This is a genomic window from Streptomyces sp. NPDC026206 (genome assembly GCF_040638465.1).
Lineage (GTDB): Bacteria > Actinomycetota > Actinomycetes > Streptomycetales > Streptomycetaceae > Streptomyces.
In genome coordinates, this window is sequence record NZ_JBEZYL010000024.1 from 38,816 (window position 1) to 59,588 (window position 20,773).

Sequence of the window (20,773 nt, forward strand, 5' to 3'; positions counted from 1 at the left end):
CGTGGCCGGGCGGGCGGCCGTCGCTCAGGCGGGGTAGACGTCGGCCTGGCGCGGTGCGGGGTCCTGCACCGCGCCGCTGAGGTTGTTGGCGCGGCTGGCGAAGCGCTCGGTGTCGACGCCGTGGTCGGCCAGGACGCGCAGCGTGGCCTCGTGGACGACGCGGAGCACGGGGGTGGCGGCGCGGAGGGCGTCGTCGGCCATGAAGCGGTGGCGCCAGGGCTTGTCGGCCCAGGCGTGGCGCAGGCCGAAGGGCTCGGGCAGGACGAGCTTGCCGCCCCAGTACTCCAGCAGGGGCGGGTACCAGGTCAGGGGTGCGCGGGCGGCGAGCCGCACGACCTCACGGGGTTCCACGACGGGCAGCGTGCGGGTGTAGGTCTCCCAGAACTTGAGGCCTTTTTTGAAGGTCTGGGTGCGTTTCTTGGGCTTGGCGTTGAAGACGGGGTGGGTGGGGCCGAGGGCGTGGCCGGTGACCTCGATGCGCAGGGTCTTGTGCAGGACGGTGACGTTGATGAGGAGGTTGATGACCAACTGGCCGTCCCAGAGGACGAACTGGACGCCGAGGTAGTGGCGGTCGCCGCTGCCGAAGTGCTGTTTGTCGCAGATGTCCTGGAGCTTGGCGCCCCTGATCTGGTAGGAGGGGGCATCGGAGCCTCCGGGGCGGGAAACGGCCGAGGCGCCTTCGCCGATGGGGGAGACGACCCAGTGCTCCACATGCGGCGCGGTGAGGCCGCCGGTGTTGATGGGGGTGCGCTCCAGCAGCTTGAGCTGGTCGTGGACCGCCCGGACGATGTCCCAGCTGCGGAAGGGGCTGATGTCCTTGCCGGGGCCGAGAGGGGCGAGGTCCTCGGCGAGCTGCCAGCTGCCCCAGCGGGTGCCCATACCGAGTATGCCCTTGGGGCCGGCGTAGAAGACGAGGTTGCTCTGCTGCTCGGCGGAGAGCTGTGCCAGGCTCTTGCGCAGCTGCTCTGCGGCGCTTTCGCTGGGAGTCGAGGGGACGGCTTCGGGGATCTTGGCGGGGATGCCGCCGCCGTCGAGGAGGCCGGTCCAGCGCTCCCGCAGGTCCTTGGCGGTGCGTTCGCAGACGGCCTTGGCCCAGTAGCCGCCGAGGATGGGGGCGATGAGCATGGCGCGGAGGTAGAAGCCCAGGAGGCCGTTGAGCGGCGCCTTGACCATGAAGATCACGACGACGGCGGCGAGCGCCACCAGCAGGGTGGTGCCGAGCGCTCCGGCGCGTTTGTTCTGGGCCCCGGCGAGGCTGCGGCGGAGCTGGAAGGCGCCGAGCCACAGCAGGACGCCGGGCAGGAAGAGCAGCCCGAAGACCGCCATGATCAGGGTCAGCCGGGCGTCGCGCTGTTTGCGGATGCGGGACGCGGCCAGGCAGTGCTCGACGATGACCTGGGGTTCGAGGCCGAAGGACTGGATCAGGGGCTTGCGTCCGCCGCCGAGCATCCGGCCCTGCACGGCGCGGGCGAAGGCCTCGCCGAGGTTGGGCTCGAAGAGGGAGATGCGGGGTTTTTTGAACTCCGAGGCGGACCACTCGGAGTTGGCCTTGAGGAGTTCGCCGACGGGGTCGTCCCGGTAGGCCGCCGAGGCCAGGGCCTGGGTGGCCGCGGTCTGGCCGGCGCCGCCGGAGACCGGGATCTGCGCACCCGGGCTGAAGTCGTACGCGTCCCCTGCTGCCACTGCTGCCCCCCAATGCCGTACGCGTCCGGTGCGCCGGCCCGCACTCCCGACTGCCGCCCATGGATTGCGTCATGGGCCGCGTGCTCAGCGTAATGGGGCGGCGGCCGTCTGTCGTGGGAGATCGGGAAGCCGCCCGCCTCAACGGAGTTGATGCGGGCGGCTTGTGAACTATGCTCCGTTCTCGGCCTGTTCGCGAATGCGCTCCGCTAGCTGCGGAGGCATCGGTTCGTGCCGGGCGTAGGAGCGGCTGAACCGTCCCGTGCCGTGCGAGAGCGAACGCAGGTCCACCGCGTAGCGGCCGATCTCGATCTCCGGGACCTCGGCACGTACCAGGGTGCGGCCCGCTCCGGACTGCTCGGTGCCGACGACCCGGCCGCGGCGTCCGGACAAGTCGCTCATGACCGGGCCGACGTAGTCGTCGCAGACGAGGACCTGGACCTCGGCGACCGGTTCGAGGAGGTGGATGCGGGTCTCGGCGGCGGCTTCGCGCAGGGCCAGGGCGCCGGCGGTCTGGAAGGCCGCGTCCGAGGAGTCCACCGAGTGCGCCTTGCCGTCGAGGAGGGTCACCCGCACGTCGACCAGCGGATAGCCGGCGGCGACGCCACGGGCGGCCTGGGCCCGTACGCCCTTCTCCACCGAGGGGATGAACTGGCGGGGGACCGCGCCGCCGACGACCTTGTCCACGAACTCGATGCCGGAGCCGCCGGGCAGCGGCTCGACCTCGATCTCGCAGATGGCGTACTGGCCGTGGCCGCCGGACTGTTTGACGTGCCGGCCGCGGCCGGTCACACGGGAGCCGAAGGTCTCGCGCAGCGACACCTTGTACGGCACCACGTCGACCTGGACGCCATAGCGGGTGCGCAGCCGCTCCAGGGCCACGTCCCGGTGGGCCTCGCCCAGGCACCACAGGACCACCTGGTGGGTGTGCGGGTTGTGCTCCAGGCGCATCGTGGGGTCCTCGGCGACCAGGCGGGCCAGGCCCTGGGAGAGCTTGTCCTCGTCCGCCTTGCTGTGCGCCTGGATGGCGACGGGCAGCAGCGGGTCGGGCATGAGCCAGGGCTCCATCAGCAGCGGATCGCCGCGGCCGGAGAGGGTGTCGCCGGTCTCGGCGCGGGCGAGCTTGGCGACGCAGGCGATGTCACCGGCGATGGCCTTGCCCAGCTGCCGCTGATGCTTGCCGAAGGGGGAGGAGAGGGCGCCGACCCGCTCGTCGACGTCGTGGCTCTCGTGCCCCCGTTCCTCCAGGCCGTGCCCGGAGACGTGCACGGTCTCATCGGGACGCAGGGTGCCGGAGAAGACCCGGACCAGGGAGATCCGGCCGACGTAGGGGTCGGCGGCGGTCTTGATGACTTCGGCGGCCAGTGGCCCCTCCGGGTCGCAGGTGAGCTCGGGGCGCGCTGCGCCGTCGGGAGTGGTGACGGCCGGGGCCGTGCGCTCGGCCGGGGTGGGGAAGCCGCCGGTGACCAGCTCCAGCAGCTCGACGGTGCCCAGGCCCTGTCTGGCGCCTTCCACGGCCGGGGCCGCCGCCAGCACGGGGTGGAACCTGCCGCGGGCGACGGCCGTCTCCAGATCGCCGATCAGGGTCTTGACGTCGATCTCCTCGCCGCTGAGATAGCGGTCCATCAAGGTCTCGTCCTCGCTCTCGGCGATGACCCCCTCGATGAGCCGGTTGCGCGCCTCCTCGATCCCCGGCAGCTCCTCCGGCCCGGGCGCGGCCTCGGTGCGGGTGCCGGAGGAGTAGTCGAAGGCCCGCTGGGTGAGCAGCCCGATCAGCCCCGTCACCGGGCGGTGCCCGTCCGGGCCCTCCGGGCCGTAGCGGGGCAGGTAGAGCGGGAGCACGCTGTCGGGGGAGTCGCCGCCGAACGCGCTGCGACAGGCCTGCGTCATCTCCTCGAAGTCCGCGCGGGCCGCCTCCAGGTGCGTCACCACGATGGCGCGGGGCATTCCCACCGCCGCGCACTCCTCCCACACCGTGCGCGTCGGGCCGGAGATGCCCTCGGTGCCCTCCGCCGCCGAGACGACGAAGAGGGCCGCGTCCGCGGCGCGCAGACCGGCCCTCAGCTCGCCGACGAAGTCGGCATATCCGGGTGTGTCCAACAGATTGACCTTGAAACCGGCCCATTCGACGGGCACCAGGGACAACTGCACCGAGCGCTGCTGGCGGTGTTCGATCTCGTCGTAGTCGGAGACCGCCGCGCCGTCCTCGACCCGGCCCGCCCGGTTCACCGCGCCGGTGGCCAGGGCCAGCGCCTCCACCAGCGTCGTCTTTCCGGAGCCACTGTGGCCGACCAGCACCACGTTGCGGATGCTGCTGGGCCGGTCGGCCGTCACTGCTCTGCCCGCGGCCCCTGGGTGGGTGTTCGTCTTCTCGCCCATGTGTCTCGCCTCCCGGTCGACACCTGCGGTCCTTCGAGCTTTCCACCGTGGTCACGCTGCGTCCATACGTCGCACACGCGCACACAACCGTCCGCCCCCGGAGTGAGCCCGCCGGGGCCGGCGCCCGGGCGGGCGTGACCTGCGCCATGGGCCGGGGGAGCGACGTCTGCGCAGCGGGCCCCTGCGGCCTGGCTACGATGGGCCAGCCGGTGGCCTTCCGACCATCCGGCCCGACACGACCCTCCGGGAAGGCCATGCTGAACAAGTACGCGCGTGCTTTCTTCACGCGTGTTCTCACGCCGTTCGCCGCTCTGCTCATTCGCCTGGGCGTCAGCCCCGACGCGGTGACCCTCATCGGTACCGGTGGCGTGGTGGCGGGTGCGCTGGTCTTCTACCCCCAGGGTGAGTTCTTCTGGGGCACGGTCACCATCACCCTGTTCGTCTTCTCCGACCTGGTCGACGGCAACATGGCGCGCCAGCTCGGCCGCTCCAGCCGCTGGGGGGCCTTCCTCGACTCGACCCTGGACCGGGTCGCCGACTCGGCGATCTTCGGCGGGCTCGCCCTGTGGTACGCGGGGCGCGGTGACGATCTCGCGCTCTGCGCGGTGGCGATCTTCTGCCTCGCCAGCGGCCAGGTGGTGTCGTACACCAAGGCGCGCGGCGAGAGCATCGGCCTGCCGGTGAACGTCAACGGCCTGATCGAGCGCGCCGAGCGGCTGGTGATCTCCCTGGTGGCCTGCGGCTTCTCCGGACTGCACAAGTTCGGTGTGCCGCACATCCAGATCCTGCTGCCGATCGCGCTGTGGATCGTGGCCGCGGGCAGCTTCATCACGCTGATCCAGCGGATGGTCACCGTGCGCCGGGAATCCGCCGAGGCGGACGCCGCGGTGGCGGCCGTCGAGGGCGAGGCCGGGTGAAGGACCAGCTGACCGACACGCTGTACGGGCTCGGCTGGGGCACGGTCAAGAGGCTCCCCGAGCCCGTCGCCACCGGACTGGGCCGGCGGATCGCCGACGTGGCCTGGAAACGGCGCGGCAAGGGCGTGCTGCGCCTGGAGTCCAACCTCGCCCGCGTGGTCCCCGAAGCGGGTCCCGAGCGTCTGGCCGAGCTGTCCCGGGCGGGCATGCGCTCGTACATGCGCTACTGGATGGAGTCCTTCCGGCTGCCGGCGTGGAGCAAGGACCGCATCCGCAACGGGTTCGCGCCCGAGGGCGTGCACCACCTGGAGGAGGCCCTGGCGGCCGGCCGGGGCGTCGTCCTCGCCCTGCCCCACATGGGCAACTACGACCTGGCCGGCGCCTGGGTCACCACCAGGCTCGGAATCCCCTTCACCACCGTGGCCGAGCGGCTCAAGCCCGAGACGCTCTACGACCGGTTCGTGGCCTACCGCGAGGGGCTCGGCATGGAGGTCCTGCCGCACGCCGGCGGCAGCGCCTTCGGCACGCTCGCCCGGCGGTTGCGCTCCGGGGGCATGGTGTGCCTGGTGGCCGACCGTGATCTGTCCAGCTCCGGGATAGAGGTCACCTTCTTCGGCGAGGCGGCCAAGATGCCCGCAGGGCCCGCCATGCTGTCCGTGCAGACCGGCGCCCCGCTGCTGCCGGTCACCCTCTGGTACGACCGGTCGCCGGTGATGCGGGGGCGCATACACGGCCCCGTCGAGGTGCCGGAGAGCGGGAGCCGGGCGCAGAAGGCGGCGGCGATGACACAGCAGCTGGCCGACGCCTTCGCCTCCGGCATCGCCGAACACCCGCAGGACTGGCACATGCTGCAGCGGCTGTGGCTCGCCGACCTCGACCGGCGGCCGCCCCTGCCCCGCCCCGACCAGAGCTCCGGAACGGAGAAGCCTTGAGGATCGGGATCGTCTGCCCGTATTCGTGGGACGTCCCCGGGGGCGTCCAGTTCCACATCCGTGACCTGGCCGAGCATCTGATCCGGCTTGGTCACGAGGTGTCGGTGCTGGCGCCGGCCGACGACGAGACGCCGCTGCCGCCCTTCGTCGTCTCCGCCGGGCGGGCGGTCCCCGTGCCCTACAACGGGTCGGTGGCCCGCCTGAACTTCGGCTTCCTGTCCGCCGCGCGCGTACGCCGCTGGCTGCACGAGGGCGACTTCGACGTCATCCACATCCACGAGCCCACCTCCCCTTCACTGGGACTGCTCTCCTGCTGGGCCGCCCAGGGCCCCATCGTGGCGACCTTCCACACCTCCAACCCGCGCTCGCGCGCCATGATCGCGGCGTATCCGATCCTCCAGCCCGCGCTGGAGAAGATCAGCGCGCGCATCGCGGTGAGCGAGTACGCCCGCCGCACCCTGGTCGAGCACCTGGGGGGCGACGCCGTCGTCATCCCCAACGGTGTCGACGTCGGCTTCTTCGCCGGCGCCGAGCCCAAGCCCGAGTGGCAATCGGAAGAGGCGCGAAGCTCCGGCAAGGGTGATGGTGGGCGACGGGGGGGAACCATCGGCTTCATCGGCCGCATCGACGAGCCCCGCAAGGGCCTGCCCGTCCTCATGCGCGCCCTGCCGAAGATCCTCGCCGAGCGCCCTGGCACCCGGCTGCTGGTCGCCGGCCGGGGCGACGAGGAGGAGGCCGTGGCCGCACTGCCCTCCGGGATGCGCGCGAACGTCGAGTTCCTCGGCATGGTCAGCGACGAGGACAAGGCCCGCCTGCTGCGCAGCGTCGATGTCTATGTGGCGCCCAACACCGGTGGCGAGTCCTTCGGCATCATCCTCGTCGAGGCCCTGTCGGCGGGCGCCCCCGTCCTCGCCAGCGACCTGGACGCCTTCGCGCAGGTCCTGGACCGGGGCGCGGCCGGTGAGCTGTTCGCCAACGAGGACGCCGACGCCCTGGCCACCGCCGCCCTCCGGCTCCTGGGCGACGACGCGCGCCGGGCGGAGCTGAGCGAGCGCGGCAGCAAGCACGTACGCCGCTTCGACTGGTCCGTGGTGGGCGCCGACATCCTGGCCGTCTACGAGACGGTCACCGCCGGCGCGGCCTCGGTCGCCACCGACGAACGCATCAGCCTGCGCGCCCGCTTCGGCCTCGCCCGGGACTAGCGGCCGCCGGCCCGGCGCCGCACAGCCGAGAGCTCACGTGTGGCCACGTACAGCCGAAGGCTCACACCCTGTCGGGTGCCTTCCGGTCGGGTGCCTTCGGGTCGGGTATCTCCCGGCCGGGTGCCTTCCGCGGCACCTGGCCGGCCGGGGCCCGCACTCCGAACAGGGCCGTCCCGTGCCGCGCCCGGAAGCGCCGGCTGCTGCGGACGGTGACCACGGCCACCAGACCGATCAGCGCCAAGGACTGGAACCGGCCGATCACCGGCACCAGGTCGACGGGCAGGGTCAGCGCCTCCACCGCGCTCAGCGCGGCGTCCAGCAGTTGCTCACCGCCCCAGAGCACGGTGAGTCCCCGCAGCGCCGCCCGGAAGTCCGGCCGCTCGCGCCAGGCGCGCTCCGCCTCCTCGTCGGCGCCCGGGCCCCGCAACCGGCGCCCGAACTGGAACGTGAACGGCCGGGCCGTGAACAGCGTGCCCACTATCCACACCCCCAGCACCGCCGGGAGCCCCGCGTCCTTCAGCAGCAGCACCCGCGGGCTGCCGCTGATCAGCGAAGTCACCGCGGATATGGCGAGCAGTACGACGACGAGGAGATCGAAGGCCTCCGCCCGCCTGCGCACCACCGCCGTCGCCAGCGCGTGCGCCGCCGGCACGACGCTGCTCAGCAACAGCGCCTGCCACTGGGCGATGCCCTGCGCCCGCAGCACGTAGTACAGGGCGAGCGGCAGCAGAATGTCGACGGTCAGGGGAATCAGGAGCGCGCGCCCCGTGCGCGCGCCACGCGAATCCACGGCTTCCATGGGGGCCTCCAGCAGCCCGGCATCGGGCGGTCCGGCGTCTTGCTCCGACGTTAGGGGCCGGGCGGGTGGAGACGGATCGGAGCCAGGGTGGGTTCGTCGCCGGCCGTTCTCCACCCCGCCTCCACCCCCGGGTGGAGCCTGCGGCACTGAGCGGCCCCACGGCGAGCGGTAACGTGACCCCGCGTGACCACTTTCATCTGGATCGCGGCCGCCCTGGTCGTCATCGGCGTCTACCTGAGCTGGACCGCGGGCCGTCTGGACCGGCTGCACAGCCGTATCGACGCCGCCCGCGCCGCCCTGGACGCCCAGTTGCTGCGGCGTGCCTCGGTCGCCCAGGAGCTCGCCACCGCCGGGATCCTCGATCCGGCCGCCTCGATCGTGCTCTACCAGGCTGCGCATGCCGCCCGGCAGGCCGAGGAGGAGCACCGCGAGGTCGCCGAGAGCGAGCTGAGCCAGGCGCTGCGGGCGGTCTTCGGAGAGGCCCCGCAGGTCGATGCCGTCCGGGCGGCGCCGGGCGGCGAGGAGTCGCTGGAGGAGCTGACCCAGGCCGTGCGCCGGGTGCCGATGGCGCGGCGGTTCCACAACGACGCGGTCCGGGCGGCCCGGGCGCTGCGCCGGCACCGCACGGTGCGCTGGTTCCGGCTGGCGGGCCACGCGCCCTTTCCCATGGCCTTCGAGATGGACGACGAGCCGCCGGCGGTGCTCGGCGACCGGACCGGCAACTGACCCCGGCGATGCCGCTGACGTCGAAGGCGCCGGGCGGACAAGCCACTCACCTCGAATTGGCCCTTTTTCCGGTCCGCCTGCAGTGGGTTTGATGACGCTGCAGCATCACCGCCCTTGATAGTGAGGTCACATCGTGTCCACCCCCACCACGCACAACCCCGAGACCGGCACCGCGCGCGTCAAGCGAGGCATGGCCGAGCAGCTCAAGGGCGGCGTGATCATGGACGTCGTCAACGCCGAGCAGGCGAAGATCGCCGAGGACGCGGGCGCCGTTGCGGTCATGGCCCTGGAGCGGGTGCCCGCCGACATCCGCAAGGACGGCGGCGTGGCCCGGATGTCCGACCCGAACATGATCGAAGAGATCATCGGCGCCGTCTCCATCCCGGTCATGGCCAAGTCCCGCATCGGCCACTTCGTCGAGGCCCAGGTGCTGCAGTCCCTCGGCGTCGACTACATCGACGAGTCCGAGGTCCTCACCCCCGCCGACGAGGTCAACCACTCCGACAAGTGGGCGTTCACCACCCCCTTCGTCTGCGGCGCCACCAACCTGGGCGAGGCCCTGCGCCGCATCGCCGAGGGCGCGGCCATGATCCGCTCCAAGGGCGAAGCCGGCACCGGCAACGTCGTGGAGGCCGTCCGTCACCTGCGCCAGATCAAGAACGAGATCGCCAAGCTGCGCGGCTTCGACAACAACGAGCTCTACGCCGCCGCCAAGGACCTGCGCGCCCCCTACGAGCTGGTCAAGGAGGTCGCCGAGCTCGGCAAGCTGCCCGTCGTCCTCTTCTCCGCCGGTGGCGTCGCCACCCCGGCCGACGCGGCGCTGATGCGCCAGCTCGGCGCCGAGGGCGTCTTCGTCGGCTCCGGCATCTTCAAGTCCGGCGACCCGGCCAAGCGTGCCGCCGCCATCGTGAAGGCCACCACCTTCTACGACGACCCGAAGATCATCGCGGACGCCTCCCGCAACCTCGGTGAGGCCATGGTCGGCATCAACTGCGACACCCTCCCCGAGGCCGAGCGCTACGCCAACCGCGGCTGGTAACGCACGTTGTTCCCGGGTGGGCGGTTAGCGGTGCACCGCTAACCGCCCACCGCGCGTCACAGATCTGAGAGGCAGCACCCCGTGGCTCCCCTTGCCCCCCTTGCTACGCCCACCATCGGCGTCCTCGCCCTCCAGGGTGACGTCCGCGAGCACCTCGTGGCCCTCGCCGCGGCCGACGCCCTGGCCCGGCCGGTCCGCCGCCCCGAGGAGCTCGCCGAGGTCGACGGCCTGGTCATACCCGGCGGCGAGTCCACCACCATGTCCAAGCTCGCGGTGGCCTTCGGCATGCTGGAGCCACTGCGCGAGCGGGTACGGGCCGGGATGCCCGTCTACGGCACCTGCGCCGGCATGATCATGCTCGCCGACAAGCTCCTGGACGGGCGCGAGGACCAGGAGACCCTGGGCGGCATCGACATGATCGTGCGGCGCAACGCCTTCGGCCGGCAGAACGAGTCCTTCGAGGCGGCGGTCGAGATGACCGGCGTCGAAGGCGGCCCCGTCGAGGGCGTGTTCATCCGCGCCCCGTGGGTGGAGTCCGTCGGTGCGGCGGCCGATGTGATCGCCAGGTACGACGGTCACACGGTCGCGGTCCGGCAGGGCAACGTGCTGGCCACGTCCTTCCACCCGGAACTCACCGGCGATCACCGGGTGCACGCCATGTTCGTGGAGATGGTGCGCGCCGCGGGCTAGCGGTATCCCGGTAGGATCTCTGTCGTTCGTTTCTAATTTGGTTACGCGAAGGAGACAGGCGGATGTCCGGCCACTCTAAATGGGCTACGACGAAGCACAAGAAGGCCGTGATCGACGCCAAGCGCGGCAAGCTCTTCGCGAAGCTGATCAAGAACATCGAGGTCGCGGCCCGCATGGGCGGCGCCGACATCGAGGGCAACCCGACCCTCTACGACGCCATCCAGAAGGCGAAGAAGAGCTCGGTGCCGAACAAGAACATCGACTCCGCCGTCAAGCGTGGTGCGGGCCTCGAGGCGGGTGGCGCCGACTACGAGACGATCATGTACGAGGGCTACGGGCCGAACGGTGTCGCCGTGCTCATCGAGTGCCTCACCGACAACCGCAACCGCGCCGCGTCCGACGTCCGCGTCGCCATGACCCGCAACGGCGGCTCCATGGCCGACCCGGGCTCGGTGTCGTACCTGTTCAACCGCAAGGGCGTCATCATCGTCGCCAAGGGCGAGCTCACCGAGGACGACGTGCTCGGCGCGGTCCTGGACGCCGGTGCCGAGGAGGTCAACGACCTCGGCGAGTCCTTCGAGGTCATCTCCGAGGCCACCGACCTGGTCGCGGTCCGCACCGCGCTCCAGAAGGAAGGCATCGACTACGACTCGGCCGAGGCCAACTTCGTCCCCACCATGCAGGTGGAGCTCGACGAGGAAGCCGCCCGCAAGATCTTCAAGCTGATCGACGCGCTGGAGGACAGCGACGACGTGCAGAACGTCTTCGCCAACTTCGACGTGTCCGACGACGTCATGGCCAAGGTCGACGCGTAAGCCCCGCCACAGCGGTCGGCTGACGGGCCGGCGGGGACTCACCCCCCGCCGGCCCGTCGGCATGAGCGGCCGTTGTCAGTGGCAGCCGATAGCCTGCCCGGGCAGGTGATCGAAGGGAGGGGCGCAATGCGGGTGCTGGGCGTGGACCCGGGGCTGACACGGTGCGGCGTCGGAGTGGTGGAAGGCGCCGCGGGCCGTCCGCTGCGCATGGTCGGTGTCGGCGTCGTGCGTACCCCCTCGGAGGCGGAGGCCGCCGAGCGCCTCGTCCTCCTAGAGCGCGGCATCGAGGAGTGGCTCGATACGTACCGGCCCGAATACGTCGCCGTGGAGCGGGTGTTCAGTCAGCACAACGTCCGTACGGTCATGGGCACCGCCCAGGCCAGCGCCGTCGCCATGCTGTGCGCCGCCCGCCGCGGACTGCCCGTCGCCCTGCACACCCCCAGCGAGGTCAAGGCCGCCGTCACCGGCTCCGGCCGGGCCGACAAGGCCCAGGTCGGCTCCATGGTCACCCGGCTGCTGAGACTCGACGCCCCGCCCAAGCCGGCCGACGCCGCCGACGCCCTGGCCCTGGCCATCTGCCACATCTGGCGGGCCCCGGCAGCCGGCCGCCTGCAGCAACTCGCCGACGCCCAGCGCCGCTCCACCGCTCCCGTACGCCTCCCGAAGGGCACCCGATGATCGCCTTCGTCTCCGGTCCGGTCGCGGCCGTCGCCCCGGACACCGCCGTCGTCGAGGTCGGCGGCATCGGCATGGCCGTCCAGTGCACGCCGAACACCCTGTCCGGGCTCCGTGTTGGCCGGCACGCCAGGCTCGCCACCTCCCTGGTGGTCCGCGAGGACTCCCTGACCCTCTACGGCTTCGCCGACGACGACGAGCGGCAGACCTTCGAGCTGCTCCAGACCGCCAGCGGCGTCGGTCCCCGGCTCGCGCAGGCCATGCTCGCCGTGCACACCCCCGACGCCCTGCGCCGCGCCTTCGCCTCCGGTGACGAGAAGGCGCTCACGGCCGTGCCGGGCATCGGCAAGAAGGGCGCGCAGAAGCTGCTGCTGGAGCTGCGGGACCGGCTCGGCGAGCCCATCGGCTCCGCCGCCGGCGCCCAGGCGGCCGCCTCCGGCTGGCGCGAGCAACTGCACGCCGCGCTCGTCGGCCTCGGCTACGCGGGCCGTGAGGCGGAGGAGGCCGTGACAGCTGTCGCCCCGCAGGCGGAGGCGGTCGCCGCGCAGGGCGGGACACCCCAGGTCGGCCAGCTGCTCCGGGCCGCCCTGCAGACGCTGAACCGGGCGCGCTGACCGGTCTCTCCCCTTCCCGCCCCTTCCCGTAACCGGGGCTCCGCCCCGGACCCCGGTCCTCGAACGCCGGACGGGCTGAATATTCCAACCGTGAGGTTTCACCCGTGAACTGGGACGACGAGTCCACCCCCGCCACGCGCGTCGTCGGCGCCGCCGCCGACACCGACGACCAGGCCGTCGAGGTCGCGCTGCGCCCCAAGGACCTCGGCGAGTTCATCGGACAGGAGCGCGTCCGCCAGCAGCTCGACCTCGTCCTGAAGGCCGCCCGCGCCCGCGGCGCGACCGCCGACCACGTCCTGCTGTCCGGTGCACCCGGCCTCGGCAAGACCACCCTCTCGATGATCATCGCGGCCGAGATGGGCGCCCCGATCCGCATCACCTCCGGCCCCGCCATCCAGCACGCCGGCGACCTCGCGGCGATCCTCTCCTCCCTCGCCGAGGGCGAGGTGCTCTTCCTCGACGAGATCCACCGCATGTCCCGGCCCGCCGAGGAGATGCTCTACATGGCCATGGAGGACTTCCGGGTCGACGTCGTCGTGGGCAAGGGCCCCGGCGCCACCGCCATCCCGCTGGAGCTGCCGCCCTTCACCCTGGTCGGCGCCACCACCCGGGCCGGCCTGCTGCCGCCCCCGCTGCGCGACCGCTTCGGCTTCACCGGGCACATGGAGTTCTACGTCCCCGCGGAGCTCCAGCGCGTCGTCCACCGCTCGGCCCGGCTGCTCGACGTGGAGATCGACGAGAAGGGCGCGGCGGAGATCGCCGGCCGTTCGCGCGGCACCCCCCGCATCGCCAACCGCCTGCTGCGCCGGGTGCGCGACTATGCCCAGGTCAAGGCGGACGGTGTGGTCACGCAGGAGATCGCCGAACAGGCCCTGGAGGTGTACGAGGTCGACGGCCGCGGCCTGGACCGGCTGGACCGCGCGGTCCTCACGGCCCTGCTCAAGCTGTTCGGCGGCGGCCCCGTCGGGCTCTCCACGCTGGCCGTCGCGGTGGGCGAGGAGCGCGAGACGGTCGAGGAGGTGGCCGAGCCGTTCCTGGTGCGGGAGGGGCTCCTGGCCCGTACGCCCAGGGGCCGGATCGCCACCCCGGCGGCATGGACGCACCTCGGGCTCACCCCGCCCCAGTAGGGCGGGAGCGGTCCCGGCGGGCATGGGGCGGACGGCAGGCAGCCGCACGTCCTCTTCGGGGAGTGACGGCGCGTGGGCTGGTCCGCTCAGGAACCACGGTGCCATGCTGGGCGTTGTTCCATAGGTGCGGACTCGCTTAGACTCCGCCGATGCCGTCCGTATTTGTGCGGCATACCACCCCCGTAGACCAGGCCGCATCCCCAGCGGTCGTGTGAAGGAAACCCCGTCCCGTGAATATCGTGACTCTCCTGCCGTTCATCGTGCTTATCGGGGCCATGTTCCTGATGACCCGGTCGGCCAAGAACAAGCAGCGCCAGGCCGCGCAGATGCGTGACCACATGCAGCCCGGTACCGGTGTCCGCACGATCGGCGGCATGTACGCCACCGTCAAGGAGATCAACGAGGACACGGTCCTCCTCGAGGTCGCCCCGGGCGTGCACGCGATCTACGCGAAGAACGCCATCGGTGCCGTCCTCGAGGACGCCGAGTACAACCGCATCGTCCACGGCCTGGAGGCGGAGGAGAGCACGGTCGTTCCGGACGACGCCTCGTCGCTGACCGCGACCGACGCCGATGCCCCGGCCGAGAAGAAGATCGACCTCGGCAAGGACACCGCCACGGCCGCCGACGACAAGGACGAAAAGTCCGACAAGTCCGGTGATGTCACCGAGGCGGAGACAAAGGACGCCAAGCGGGACGGCGACACCGACGCGAAGTAGCCCCTTCCCGGAACCGCGGAGCACCCACCGAGCGGTGCGCCGCGGTTCCGTTACGGTCTAGGCTCCGGCGGGGGGCAGGTCCCCACAACACTTCGTGGCCGCCCGGCGAACACCCGACGCCGGACGGTTGGACAGGGAGAAACGACAAGGTGGCAGCACCGAAGAAGGGCCGCAGGTCCCCGGGCGGCCAGGGCAGGCCGGGCCGAGTCCTGGCCCTGATCCTGATCGCCATGGTGGCGCTCGCCGGGGGGATGTTCGCCTCCGGGCACACCACGCCCCGGCTGGGTATCGATCTCGCGGGTGGCACCAGCTTCACGCTGGAGGCCAAGAACCAGCCCGGTAGGCCCAACGCGATCAACCCCACCAACATGAACACGGCCGTCGGCATCATCGACCGTCGTGTCAACGGTCTCGGTGTGACCGAGGCCGAGGTGCAGACGCAGGGCGAGAAGCACATCATCGTGAACATCCCCAAGGGGACGAACGCGAAGCAGGCCCGCCAGCAGGTCGGTACCACCGCCCAGCTCGCCTTCCGGCCCGTTATGACGGCGACCGCCGGCGTCAAGACCCCGGAGCCCACGCCCAGTGCCTCGGCCGACAAGGACAAGGGCGACAAGGGCAAGCAGGACGACAAGAACAAGTCCTCCGGCTCCCCCTCCCCCTCGGCCAGTGCCAGCACCCAGGGCCGTCCCGTCACCGACGCCCTGAAGGCGGACAAGGCCGACGCGACCCCGGGCGCCTCCGCCTCCTCGTCCGGCAAGAAGGACGAGAAGAAGGACGACAAGAAGGCGCCCTCGCCGACGCCGGCCCCGGCCACCGGTGACATGGCGGCGCTGCAGAAGAAGCTCGACGCCCTGGACTGCTCCACCAAGGAGAGCCGCTCCGCCGCGAACGAGGCCGCCGCCAACGCCAAGCCGACCGACCCGGTCGTCGCCTGCCGCAAGGACGGCACGGTCAAGGAGATCCTCGGCCCGGTGGCCGTCGAGGGCACCGGCGTCACCAGCGCCGCCGCCGTCTTCGACAGCCAGGGCGGCAAGGGCTGGATCGTCCAGCTGAAGTTCAACTCCTCCGGCGCGAAGAAGTTCGCCGACGTCACCGGCCAGCTGGCCGCCAAGCCCGCCCCGCAGAACCAGTTCGCGATCGTGCTCGACGGCGAGGTCGTCTCCGACCCCTCCGTCTCCTCCTCGATCGGCGGCGGACAGGCGGAGATCTCCGGCGGCTTCACCCAGCAGAGCGCCACGGACCTGGCCAACGTGCTGTCCTTCGGTGCCCTGCCGCTCTCCTTCGACGTGGTCACCGAGACCACGGTGACCGCCGCGCTCGGCGGTGAGCAGCTGCGGGCCGGCCTGATCGCCGGCGCCATCGGCCTCGCGCTCGTGATCGTCTACCTGATCGCGTACTACCGGGGTCTCGCGCTCGTAGCCCTCGCCAGCCTCGCCGTCTCCGCGGTCCTCACGTACACGATCATGGTCCTGCTCGGTACGGCCATCGGCTTCGCGCTGAACCTGCCGGCCGTCTGCGGCGCCATCGTCGCGATCGGTATCACCGCGGACTCGTTCATCGTGTACTTCGAACGCATCCGGGACGAGATCCGAGAGGGCCGCAGCCTGCGCCCGTCGGTCGAGCGTGGCTGGCCGCGCGCCCGCCGCACCATCCTCGTCTCCGACTTCGTCTCCTTCCTCGCCGCGGCGGTGCTCTTCATCGTCACCGTCGGAAAGGTGCAGGGCTTCGCCTTCACCCTCGGCCTGACCACGCTGCTCGACGTCGTCGTGGTCTTCTTCTTCACCAAGCCGCTCATGACGCTCCTCGCCCGCCGCCCGTTCTTCGCCAGCGGCCACCCCTGGTCCGGTCTGGACCCCACGCGGCTCGGCGTCAAGCCGCCGCTGCGGGCCTCCCGCCGCCGCCCCTCCGCCCCCGTCGACCCGAAGGAGGCGTGAGATGTCGCGACTCGGCACTCTCGGCGCCCGGCTGTACCGCGGTGAGGTCGGCTACGACTTCGTCGGCAAGCGGAAGATCTGGTACGGCATCTCGATCCTCATCACCATCACGGCCATCGTCGGCCTGGCGGTGCGCGGCCTGAACATGGGCATCGAGTTCTCCGGCGGCGCGGTCTTCACCACGCCCAAGACCTCCGTCTCCGCCACCCAGGCCCGGCTGACGGCGGAGGAGGCCTCCGGCCACACCGCCGTCGTCCAGAAGCTCGGCGACCGCACGCTGCGCGTCCAGGTCAGCGAGCTGACCACCGAGCAGTCGCGCAAGACCCAGGAGGCGCTGGCCAAGAAGCTGGACGTCCCGCTGGACAAGGTCAACACCGACATCGTCGGTCCCAGCTGGGGTGACCAGATCGCCGACAAGGCGTGGACGGGCCTGGGGGTCTTCATGATCCTCGTGGTGATCTATCTGGCGATCGCCTTCGAATGGCGCATGGCCCTCGCCGCCCTGGTCGCGCTGATCCACGACCTCACCATCACCGTCGGCGTGTACGCGCTGGTCGGCTTCGAGGTCACACCGGGCACCGTGATCGGTCTGCTGACCATCCTCGGTTACTCCCTCTACGACACCGTCGTCGTCTTCGACGGTCTCAAGGAGGGCGCGAGGGACCTCACCAAGCAGACGCGCTTCACCTACAGCGAGATCGCCAACCGCAGCCTCAACAGCACCCTGGTGCGCTCCATCAACACCACGGTCGTCGCGCTGCTGCCGGTCGCCGGCCTGCTGTTCATCGGCGGCGGCTTCCTCGGCGCGGGCATGCTCAACGACATCTCGCTCGCCCTCTTCGTCGGCCTCGCGGCCGGCGCCTACTCCTCGATCTTCATCGCCACCCCGCTGGTCGCCGACCTCAAGGAGCGCGAGCCGCAGATGAAGGCCCTGGCCAAGCGGGTGCGCGCACGTCGCGCGGCCGACGCCGCCAAGGCCGGGGCGGGCGAGTCCTCCGGTGAGCCCGAGGACTTCACCGACGAGGACTACGAGGACGGCGACGAGTCGCAGGACGCCTCCGCCACGGGCCTCGTCGGCCAGCGCCGCCAGGCGGCCGCCCGTAACCGCGGTGGCCGCGGCCGCCCGTCGGGCAAGCGCCGATGACCGCCGCGCGCGCCACGGGCGCCGACCAGGAGCTGCGGGAGCTGCTCCTCAGCCGGATCCACGACGTTGCGGACTACCCGAAGCCGGGCGTGACGTTCAAGGACATCACCCCCCTGCTCGCCGACGCCGAGGCCTTCGGTGCGCTCACCGACGCCCTCGCCGAGCTCTGCGAGCGCTACGGCGCCACCAAGGTCGTCGGCCTGGAGGCACGGGGCTTCATCCTGGCCGCCCCCGTCGCCGTCCGCGCCGGGCTCGGCTTCGTGCCCGTACGCAAGGCGGGCAAGCTGCCGGGCGCCACGCTGGCCCAGGCGTACGAGCTCGAGTACGGCACGGCCGAGATCGAGATGCACGCCGATGCGCTGGAGGCGGGCGACCGGGTGCTCGTCATCGACGACGTGCTGGCCACCGGAGGCACGGCCGAGGCATCGCTGCAGCTCATCCGCCGCGCCGGCGCCGAGGTGGCGGGCGTCGCGGTCCTGATGGAGCTGGGCTTCCTGCCCGGCCGTGAGCGCCTGGAGGGCGCCCTGCGGGGCGCCCCCCTGGAGGCACTGATCACGGTCTGACGCACGCACGCGACCACAGGGCGGGCACCGGGGAAACACCCGGTGCCCGTTCGGCGTTGTGCGAGGTGTCGCGCCCCTGCACTGGCCGGGCGCGCGGCGGTCCGGTGGCCGGGATCGATACCATGGCAGTCCGGACCTGAACGGGGGGCCGGAACGCATGAGGAGTGCTCTTGCCAGACGAGGTCCAGCCGCTCACCGCCGCTCAACAGGACAAGCCGTCTCCCGAGGCCGCGGCGGCCGCGGGCACGCCCACGGGCCGCCCGGGCAACGCCCCCGAGCCCGCCTCCGGCGCCCGCAGCGAGCCCAAGAGCGGGGACGGACCGTCCCCCAAGGCCACCGGGCAGCCCCAGCCGGCCCGCCCGCAGCAGCCGCCCTCCTCCGCGGCACCCGCCCGCCCCACGCCCCCGCCGGGCTCCACGCCCCGCCCCGGCTCCTCCAGCCGCGTACGCGCCCGCCTCGCCCGTCTGGGCGTACAGCGCTCCAGCCCCTACAACCCGGTGCTCGAGCCGCTGCTGCGCATCGTCCGCGGAAACGATCCCAAGGCCGACGCCACGACCCTGCGCCAGATCGAGCGGGCCTACCAGGTCGCCGAGCGCTGGCACCGCGGCCAGAAGCGCAAGAGCGGCGACCCGTACATCACCCACCCCCTCGCCGTCACCACCATCCTCGCCGAGCTCGGCATGGATCCGGCCACCCTGATGGCGGGCCTGCTGCACGACACCGTCGAGGACACCGAGTACGGCCTGGACGACCTGCGCCGTGACTTCGGCGACCAGGTCGCCCTCCTCGTCGACGGCGTCACCAAGCTCGACCGGGTGCAGTTCGGCGAGGCCGCCCAGGCAGAGACCGTGCGCAAGATGGTCGTCGCGATGGCCAAGGACCCGCGCGTCCTGGTCATCAAGCTCGCCGACCGCCTGCACAACATGCGCACCATGCGCTACCTCAAGCGGGAGAAGCAGGAGAAGAAGGCCCGCGAGACCCTGGAGATCTACGCCCCGCTGGCGCACCGGCTGGGCATGAACACCATCAAGTGGGAGCTGGAGGACCTCGCCTTCGCGATCCTCTATCCCAAGATGTACGACGAGATCGTCCGCCTCGTCGCCGAGCGGGCCCCCAAGCGCGACGAGTACCTGGCCATCGTCACCGACGAGGTCCAGGCCGACCTGCGCGCCGCCCGCATCAAGGCCACCGTCACCGGCCGCCCGAAGCACTACTACAGCGTCTACCAGAAGATGATCGTGCGGGGCCGCGACTTCGCCGAGATCTACGACCTGGTGGGCATCCGCGTCCTCGTCGACACCGTCCGCGACTGCTACGCGGCGCTCGGCACCGTCCACGCCCGGTGGAACCCGGTCCCGGGGCGGTTCAAGGACTACATCGCGATGCCCAAGTTCAACATGTACCAGTCGCTGCACACGACGGTCATAGGGCCCAGCGGCAAGCCCGTCGAGCTGCAGATCCGCACCTTCGACATGCACCGCCGCGCCGAGTACGGCATCGCCGCGCACTGGAAGTACAAGCAGGAGGCCGTCGCCGGAGCGTCCAAGGTCCGCACCGACGTACCGAAGAACGCGGGCAAGAACCAGGACACCGTCAACGACATGGCCTGGCTCCGGCAGCTGCTGGACTGGCAGAAGGAGACCGAGGACCCGGGAGAGTTCCTGGAGTCCCTGCGCTTCGACCTCTCGCGCAACGAGGTCTTCGTCTTCACGCCCAAGGGCGACGTCATAGCGCTCCCCGCGGGTGCCACCCCCGTGGACTTCGCCTACGCCGTGCACACCGAGGTCGGCCACCGCACGATAGGCGCGCGGGTCAACGGCCGGCTCGTCCCGCTCGAGTCGACCCTCGACAACGGCGACCTGGTGGAGGTCTTCACCTCCAAGGCGGCCGGCGCGGGCCCCTCCCGGGACTGGCTGGGCTTCGTGAAGTCCCCGCGCGCCCGCAACAAGATCCGTGCCTGGTTCTCCAAGGAGCGCCGCGACGAGGCCATCGAGCAGGGCAAGGACGCCATCGCGCGCGCCATGCGCAAGCAGAACCTGCCGATCCAGCGCATCCTCACCGGTGATTCGCTGGTCACCCTCGCGCACGAGATGCGCTACCCCGACATCTCCTCGCTCTACGCCGCCATCGGCGAGGGCCATGTCGCGGCACAGGGAGTGGTGCAAAAGCTCGTCCAGGCCCTGGGCGGCGAGGACGCGGCCACCGAGGACATCGAGGAGGCCTCGCCGATCCGCGGCCGCTCCAAGCGGCGCTCCAGTGCCGACCCGGGCGTGGTCGTCAAGGGTGTCGACGACGTCTGGGTCAAGCTGGCCCGCTGCTGCACCCCGGTGCCGGGCGACCCGATCATCGGCTTCGTCACTCGCGGCAGCGGCATCTCCGTCCACCGCGCCGACTGCGTCAACGTCGACTCGCTCTCGCAGCAGCCCGAGCGGATCCTCGAAGTCGAGTGGGCGCCCACGCAGTCGTCGGTCTTCCTGGTCGCCATCCAGGTGGAGGCGCTGGACCGCTCCCGGCTGCTGTCGGACGTCACGCGGGTCCTGTCGGACCAGCACGTCAACATCCTCTCGGCCGCCGTGCAGACCTCCCGGGACCGGGTGGCCACCTCGCGCTTCACCTTCGAGATGGGCGACCCCAAGCACCTCGGGCACGTGCTCAAGGCGGTGCGCGGCGTCGAGGGCGTCTACGACGTCTACCGCGTGACCTCGGCCCGCAGACCGTAGACGGCGCACGCCGACCGACATGCGTAAGGGGCTCCGGCTATAGCCGGAGCCCCTTACGCATGTCGGTCAGCGTGCGGTATCAGCCGCCGAACTCC

The 20,773-nt window shown here is 71.4% G+C and carries 18 protein-coding genes; 15 read left to right on the top strand and 3 right to left on the bottom strand.

Features of this window, described 5'->3' with window-relative positions:
* Positions 1-24: 24 nt before the first annotated feature.
* A complete protein-coding gene (locus tag AB0F13_RS25565; RefSeq protein ID WP_362086745.1) occupies positions 25-1,683 on the bottom strand; it encodes a hypothetical protein in 1,659 nt (552 codons plus the stop codon).
* A 168-nt stretch (positions 1,684-1,851) separates the two neighbouring features.
* The gene (locus AB0F13_RS25570; protein WP_362086748.1) at positions 1,852-4,059 is read right to left on the bottom strand and encodes an elongation factor G-like protein EF-G2; all 2,208 of its coding nucleotides are present in this window, start codon (positions 4,057-4,059) and stop codon (positions 1,852-1,854) included.
* A gap of 254 nt (positions 4,060-4,313) precedes the next feature.
* On the opposite strand from AB0F13_RS25570, the gene pgsA reads away from it, so the two are divergent.
* Genes pgsA through AB0F13_RS25585 form a run of 3 tightly spaced genes read left to right on the top strand, consistent with a single transcriptional unit; the run spans position 4,314 to position 7,110 of the window.
* Entirely contained in the window at positions 4,314-4,976 is a 663-nt protein-coding gene (gene pgsA / locus AB0F13_RS25575) for a phosphatidylinositol phosphate synthase (protein WP_362086751.1), read from the top strand.
* Positions 4,973-5,908, top strand: a complete 936-nt coding sequence (locus AB0F13_RS25580; protein WP_362086754.1) for a phosphatidylinositol mannoside acyltransferase — start codon at positions 4,973-4,975, stop codon at positions 5,906-5,908. Before pgsA ends, AB0F13_RS25580 begins: the two co-directional genes overlap by 4 nt.
* Entirely contained in the window at positions 5,905-7,110 is a 1,206-nt protein-coding gene (locus tag AB0F13_RS25585; RefSeq protein WP_362086757.1) for a glycosyltransferase family 4 protein, read from the top strand. Before AB0F13_RS25580 ends, AB0F13_RS25585 begins: the two co-directional genes overlap by 4 nt.
* Before the next feature lie 61 nt (positions 7,111-7,171).
* Here the strand turns inward: AB0F13_RS25585 and AB0F13_RS25590 are convergent, their stop codons facing one another.
* On the bottom strand, positions 7,172-7,909 hold the full coding sequence (locus AB0F13_RS25590) for a VC0807 family protein (RefSeq protein ID WP_362086760.1): 738 nt from the start codon (positions 7,907-7,909) through the stop codon (positions 7,172-7,174).
* A gap of 183 nt (positions 7,910-8,092) precedes the next feature.
* Here AB0F13_RS25590 and AB0F13_RS25595 point away from each other — a divergent pair, with 183 nt between their 5' ends.
* The 12 genes from AB0F13_RS25595 (at position 8,093) to AB0F13_RS25650 (ending at position 20,678) form a co-directional block, all read left to right on the top strand.
* On the top strand, positions 8,093-8,635 hold the full coding sequence (locus tag AB0F13_RS25595) for a hypothetical protein (RefSeq protein ID WP_362086763.1): 543 nt from the start codon (positions 8,093-8,095) through the stop codon (positions 8,633-8,635).
* Between the two features lie 130 nt (positions 8,636-8,765).
* Positions 8,766-9,674, top strand: a complete 909-nt coding sequence (pdxS, locus tag AB0F13_RS25600; RefSeq protein ID WP_362086798.1) for a pyridoxal 5'-phosphate synthase lyase subunit PdxS — start codon at positions 8,766-8,768, stop codon at positions 9,672-9,674.
* 81 nt (positions 9,675-9,755) lie between these two features.
* Positions 9,756-10,364, top strand: coding sequence for a pyridoxal 5'-phosphate synthase glutaminase subunit PdxT (gene pdxT, locus AB0F13_RS25605; RefSeq protein WP_362086766.1), 609 nt, complete (start codon positions 9,756-9,758; stop codon positions 10,362-10,364).
* Positions 10,365-10,426: 62 nt separating this feature from the next.
* Positions 10,427-11,179, top strand: coding sequence for a YebC/PmpR family DNA-binding transcriptional regulator (locus tag AB0F13_RS25610; RefSeq protein ID WP_362086769.1), 753 nt, complete (start codon positions 10,427-10,429; stop codon positions 11,177-11,179).
* A 126-nt stretch (positions 11,180-11,305) separates the two neighbouring features.
* A complete protein-coding gene (gene ruvC, locus AB0F13_RS25615; RefSeq protein WP_362086771.1) occupies positions 11,306-11,857 on the top strand; it encodes a crossover junction endodeoxyribonuclease RuvC in 552 nt (183 codons plus the stop codon).
* The gene (gene ruvA / locus AB0F13_RS25620) at positions 11,854-12,468 is read left to right on the top strand and encodes a Holliday junction branch migration protein RuvA (protein WP_362086774.1); all 615 of its coding nucleotides are present in this window, start codon (positions 11,854-11,856) and stop codon (positions 12,466-12,468) included. Before ruvC ends, ruvA begins: the two co-directional genes overlap by 4 nt.
* Positions 12,469-12,572: 104 nt before the next feature.
* Positions 12,573-13,595: a Holliday junction branch migration DNA helicase RuvB gene (gene ruvB, locus AB0F13_RS25625; protein WP_362086777.1), complete on the top strand. Its 1,023-nt coding sequence runs from the start codon at positions 12,573-12,575 to the stop codon at positions 13,593-13,595.
* Between the two features lie 230 nt (positions 13,596-13,825).
* Complete coding sequence (gene yajC, locus AB0F13_RS25630; protein ID WP_362086780.1) at positions 13,826-14,314, top strand: preprotein translocase subunit YajC; 489 nt, start codon at positions 13,826-13,828, stop codon at positions 14,312-14,314.
* Between the two features lie 149 nt (positions 14,315-14,463).
* Positions 14,464-16,251, top strand: a complete 1,788-nt coding sequence (secD, locus tag AB0F13_RS25635; RefSeq protein WP_362086783.1) for a protein translocase subunit SecD — start codon at positions 14,464-14,466, stop codon at positions 16,249-16,251.
* A gap of 1 nt (position 16,252) precedes the next feature.
* Positions 16,253-17,395, top strand: coding sequence for a protein translocase subunit SecF (gene secF, locus AB0F13_RS25640; protein WP_362086786.1), 1,143 nt, complete (start codon positions 16,253-16,255; stop codon positions 17,393-17,395).
* Entirely contained in the window at positions 17,392-17,958 is a 567-nt protein-coding gene (locus AB0F13_RS25645) for an adenine phosphoribosyltransferase (RefSeq protein ID WP_362086789.1), read from the top strand. Before secF ends, AB0F13_RS25645 begins: the two co-directional genes overlap by 4 nt.
* Positions 17,959-18,128: 170 nt before the next feature.
* Positions 18,129-20,678, top strand: coding sequence for a bifunctional (p)ppGpp synthetase/guanosine-3',5'-bis(diphosphate) 3'-pyrophosphohydrolase (locus AB0F13_RS25650; protein ID WP_362086792.1), 2,550 nt, complete (start codon positions 18,129-18,131; stop codon positions 20,676-20,678).
* Positions 20,679-20,773: the final 95 nt, after the last annotated feature.

What these genes read in the sequence shown, in the direction of transcription:
- pgsA (WP_362086751.1), top strand. Translation starts at nt 4,314, where the DNA reads ATGCTGAACAAGTACGCGCGTGCTTTCTTCACGCGTGTTCTCACGCCG.
- AB0F13_RS25610 (WP_362086769.1), top strand. Translation starts at nt 10,427, where the DNA reads ATGTCCGGCCACTCTAAATGGGCTACGACGAAGCACAAGAAGGCCGTG.
- AB0F13_RS25570 (WP_362086748.1), bottom strand. Translation starts at nt 4,059, where the DNA reads ATGGGCGAGAAGACGAACACCCACCCAGGGGCCGCGGGCAGAGCAGTG.
- ruvA (WP_362086774.1), top strand. Translation starts at nt 11,854, where the DNA reads ATGATCGCCTTCGTCTCCGGTCCGGTCGCGGCCGTCGCCCCGGACACC.
- AB0F13_RS25645 (WP_362086789.1), top strand. Translation starts at nt 17,392, where the DNA reads ATGACCGCCGCGCGCGCCACGGGCGCCGACCAGGAGCTGCGGGAGCTG.
- AB0F13_RS25590 (WP_362086760.1), bottom strand. Translation starts at nt 7,909, where the DNA reads ATGGAAGCCGTGGATTCGCGTGGCGCGCGCACGGGGCGCGCGCTCCTG.
- ruvC (WP_362086771.1), top strand. Translation starts at nt 11,306, where the DNA reads ATGCGGGTGCTGGGCGTGGACCCGGGGCTGACACGGTGCGGCGTCGGA.
- secF (WP_362086786.1), top strand. Translation starts at nt 16,253, where the DNA reads ATGTCGCGACTCGGCACTCTCGGCGCCCGGCTGTACCGCGGTGAGGTC.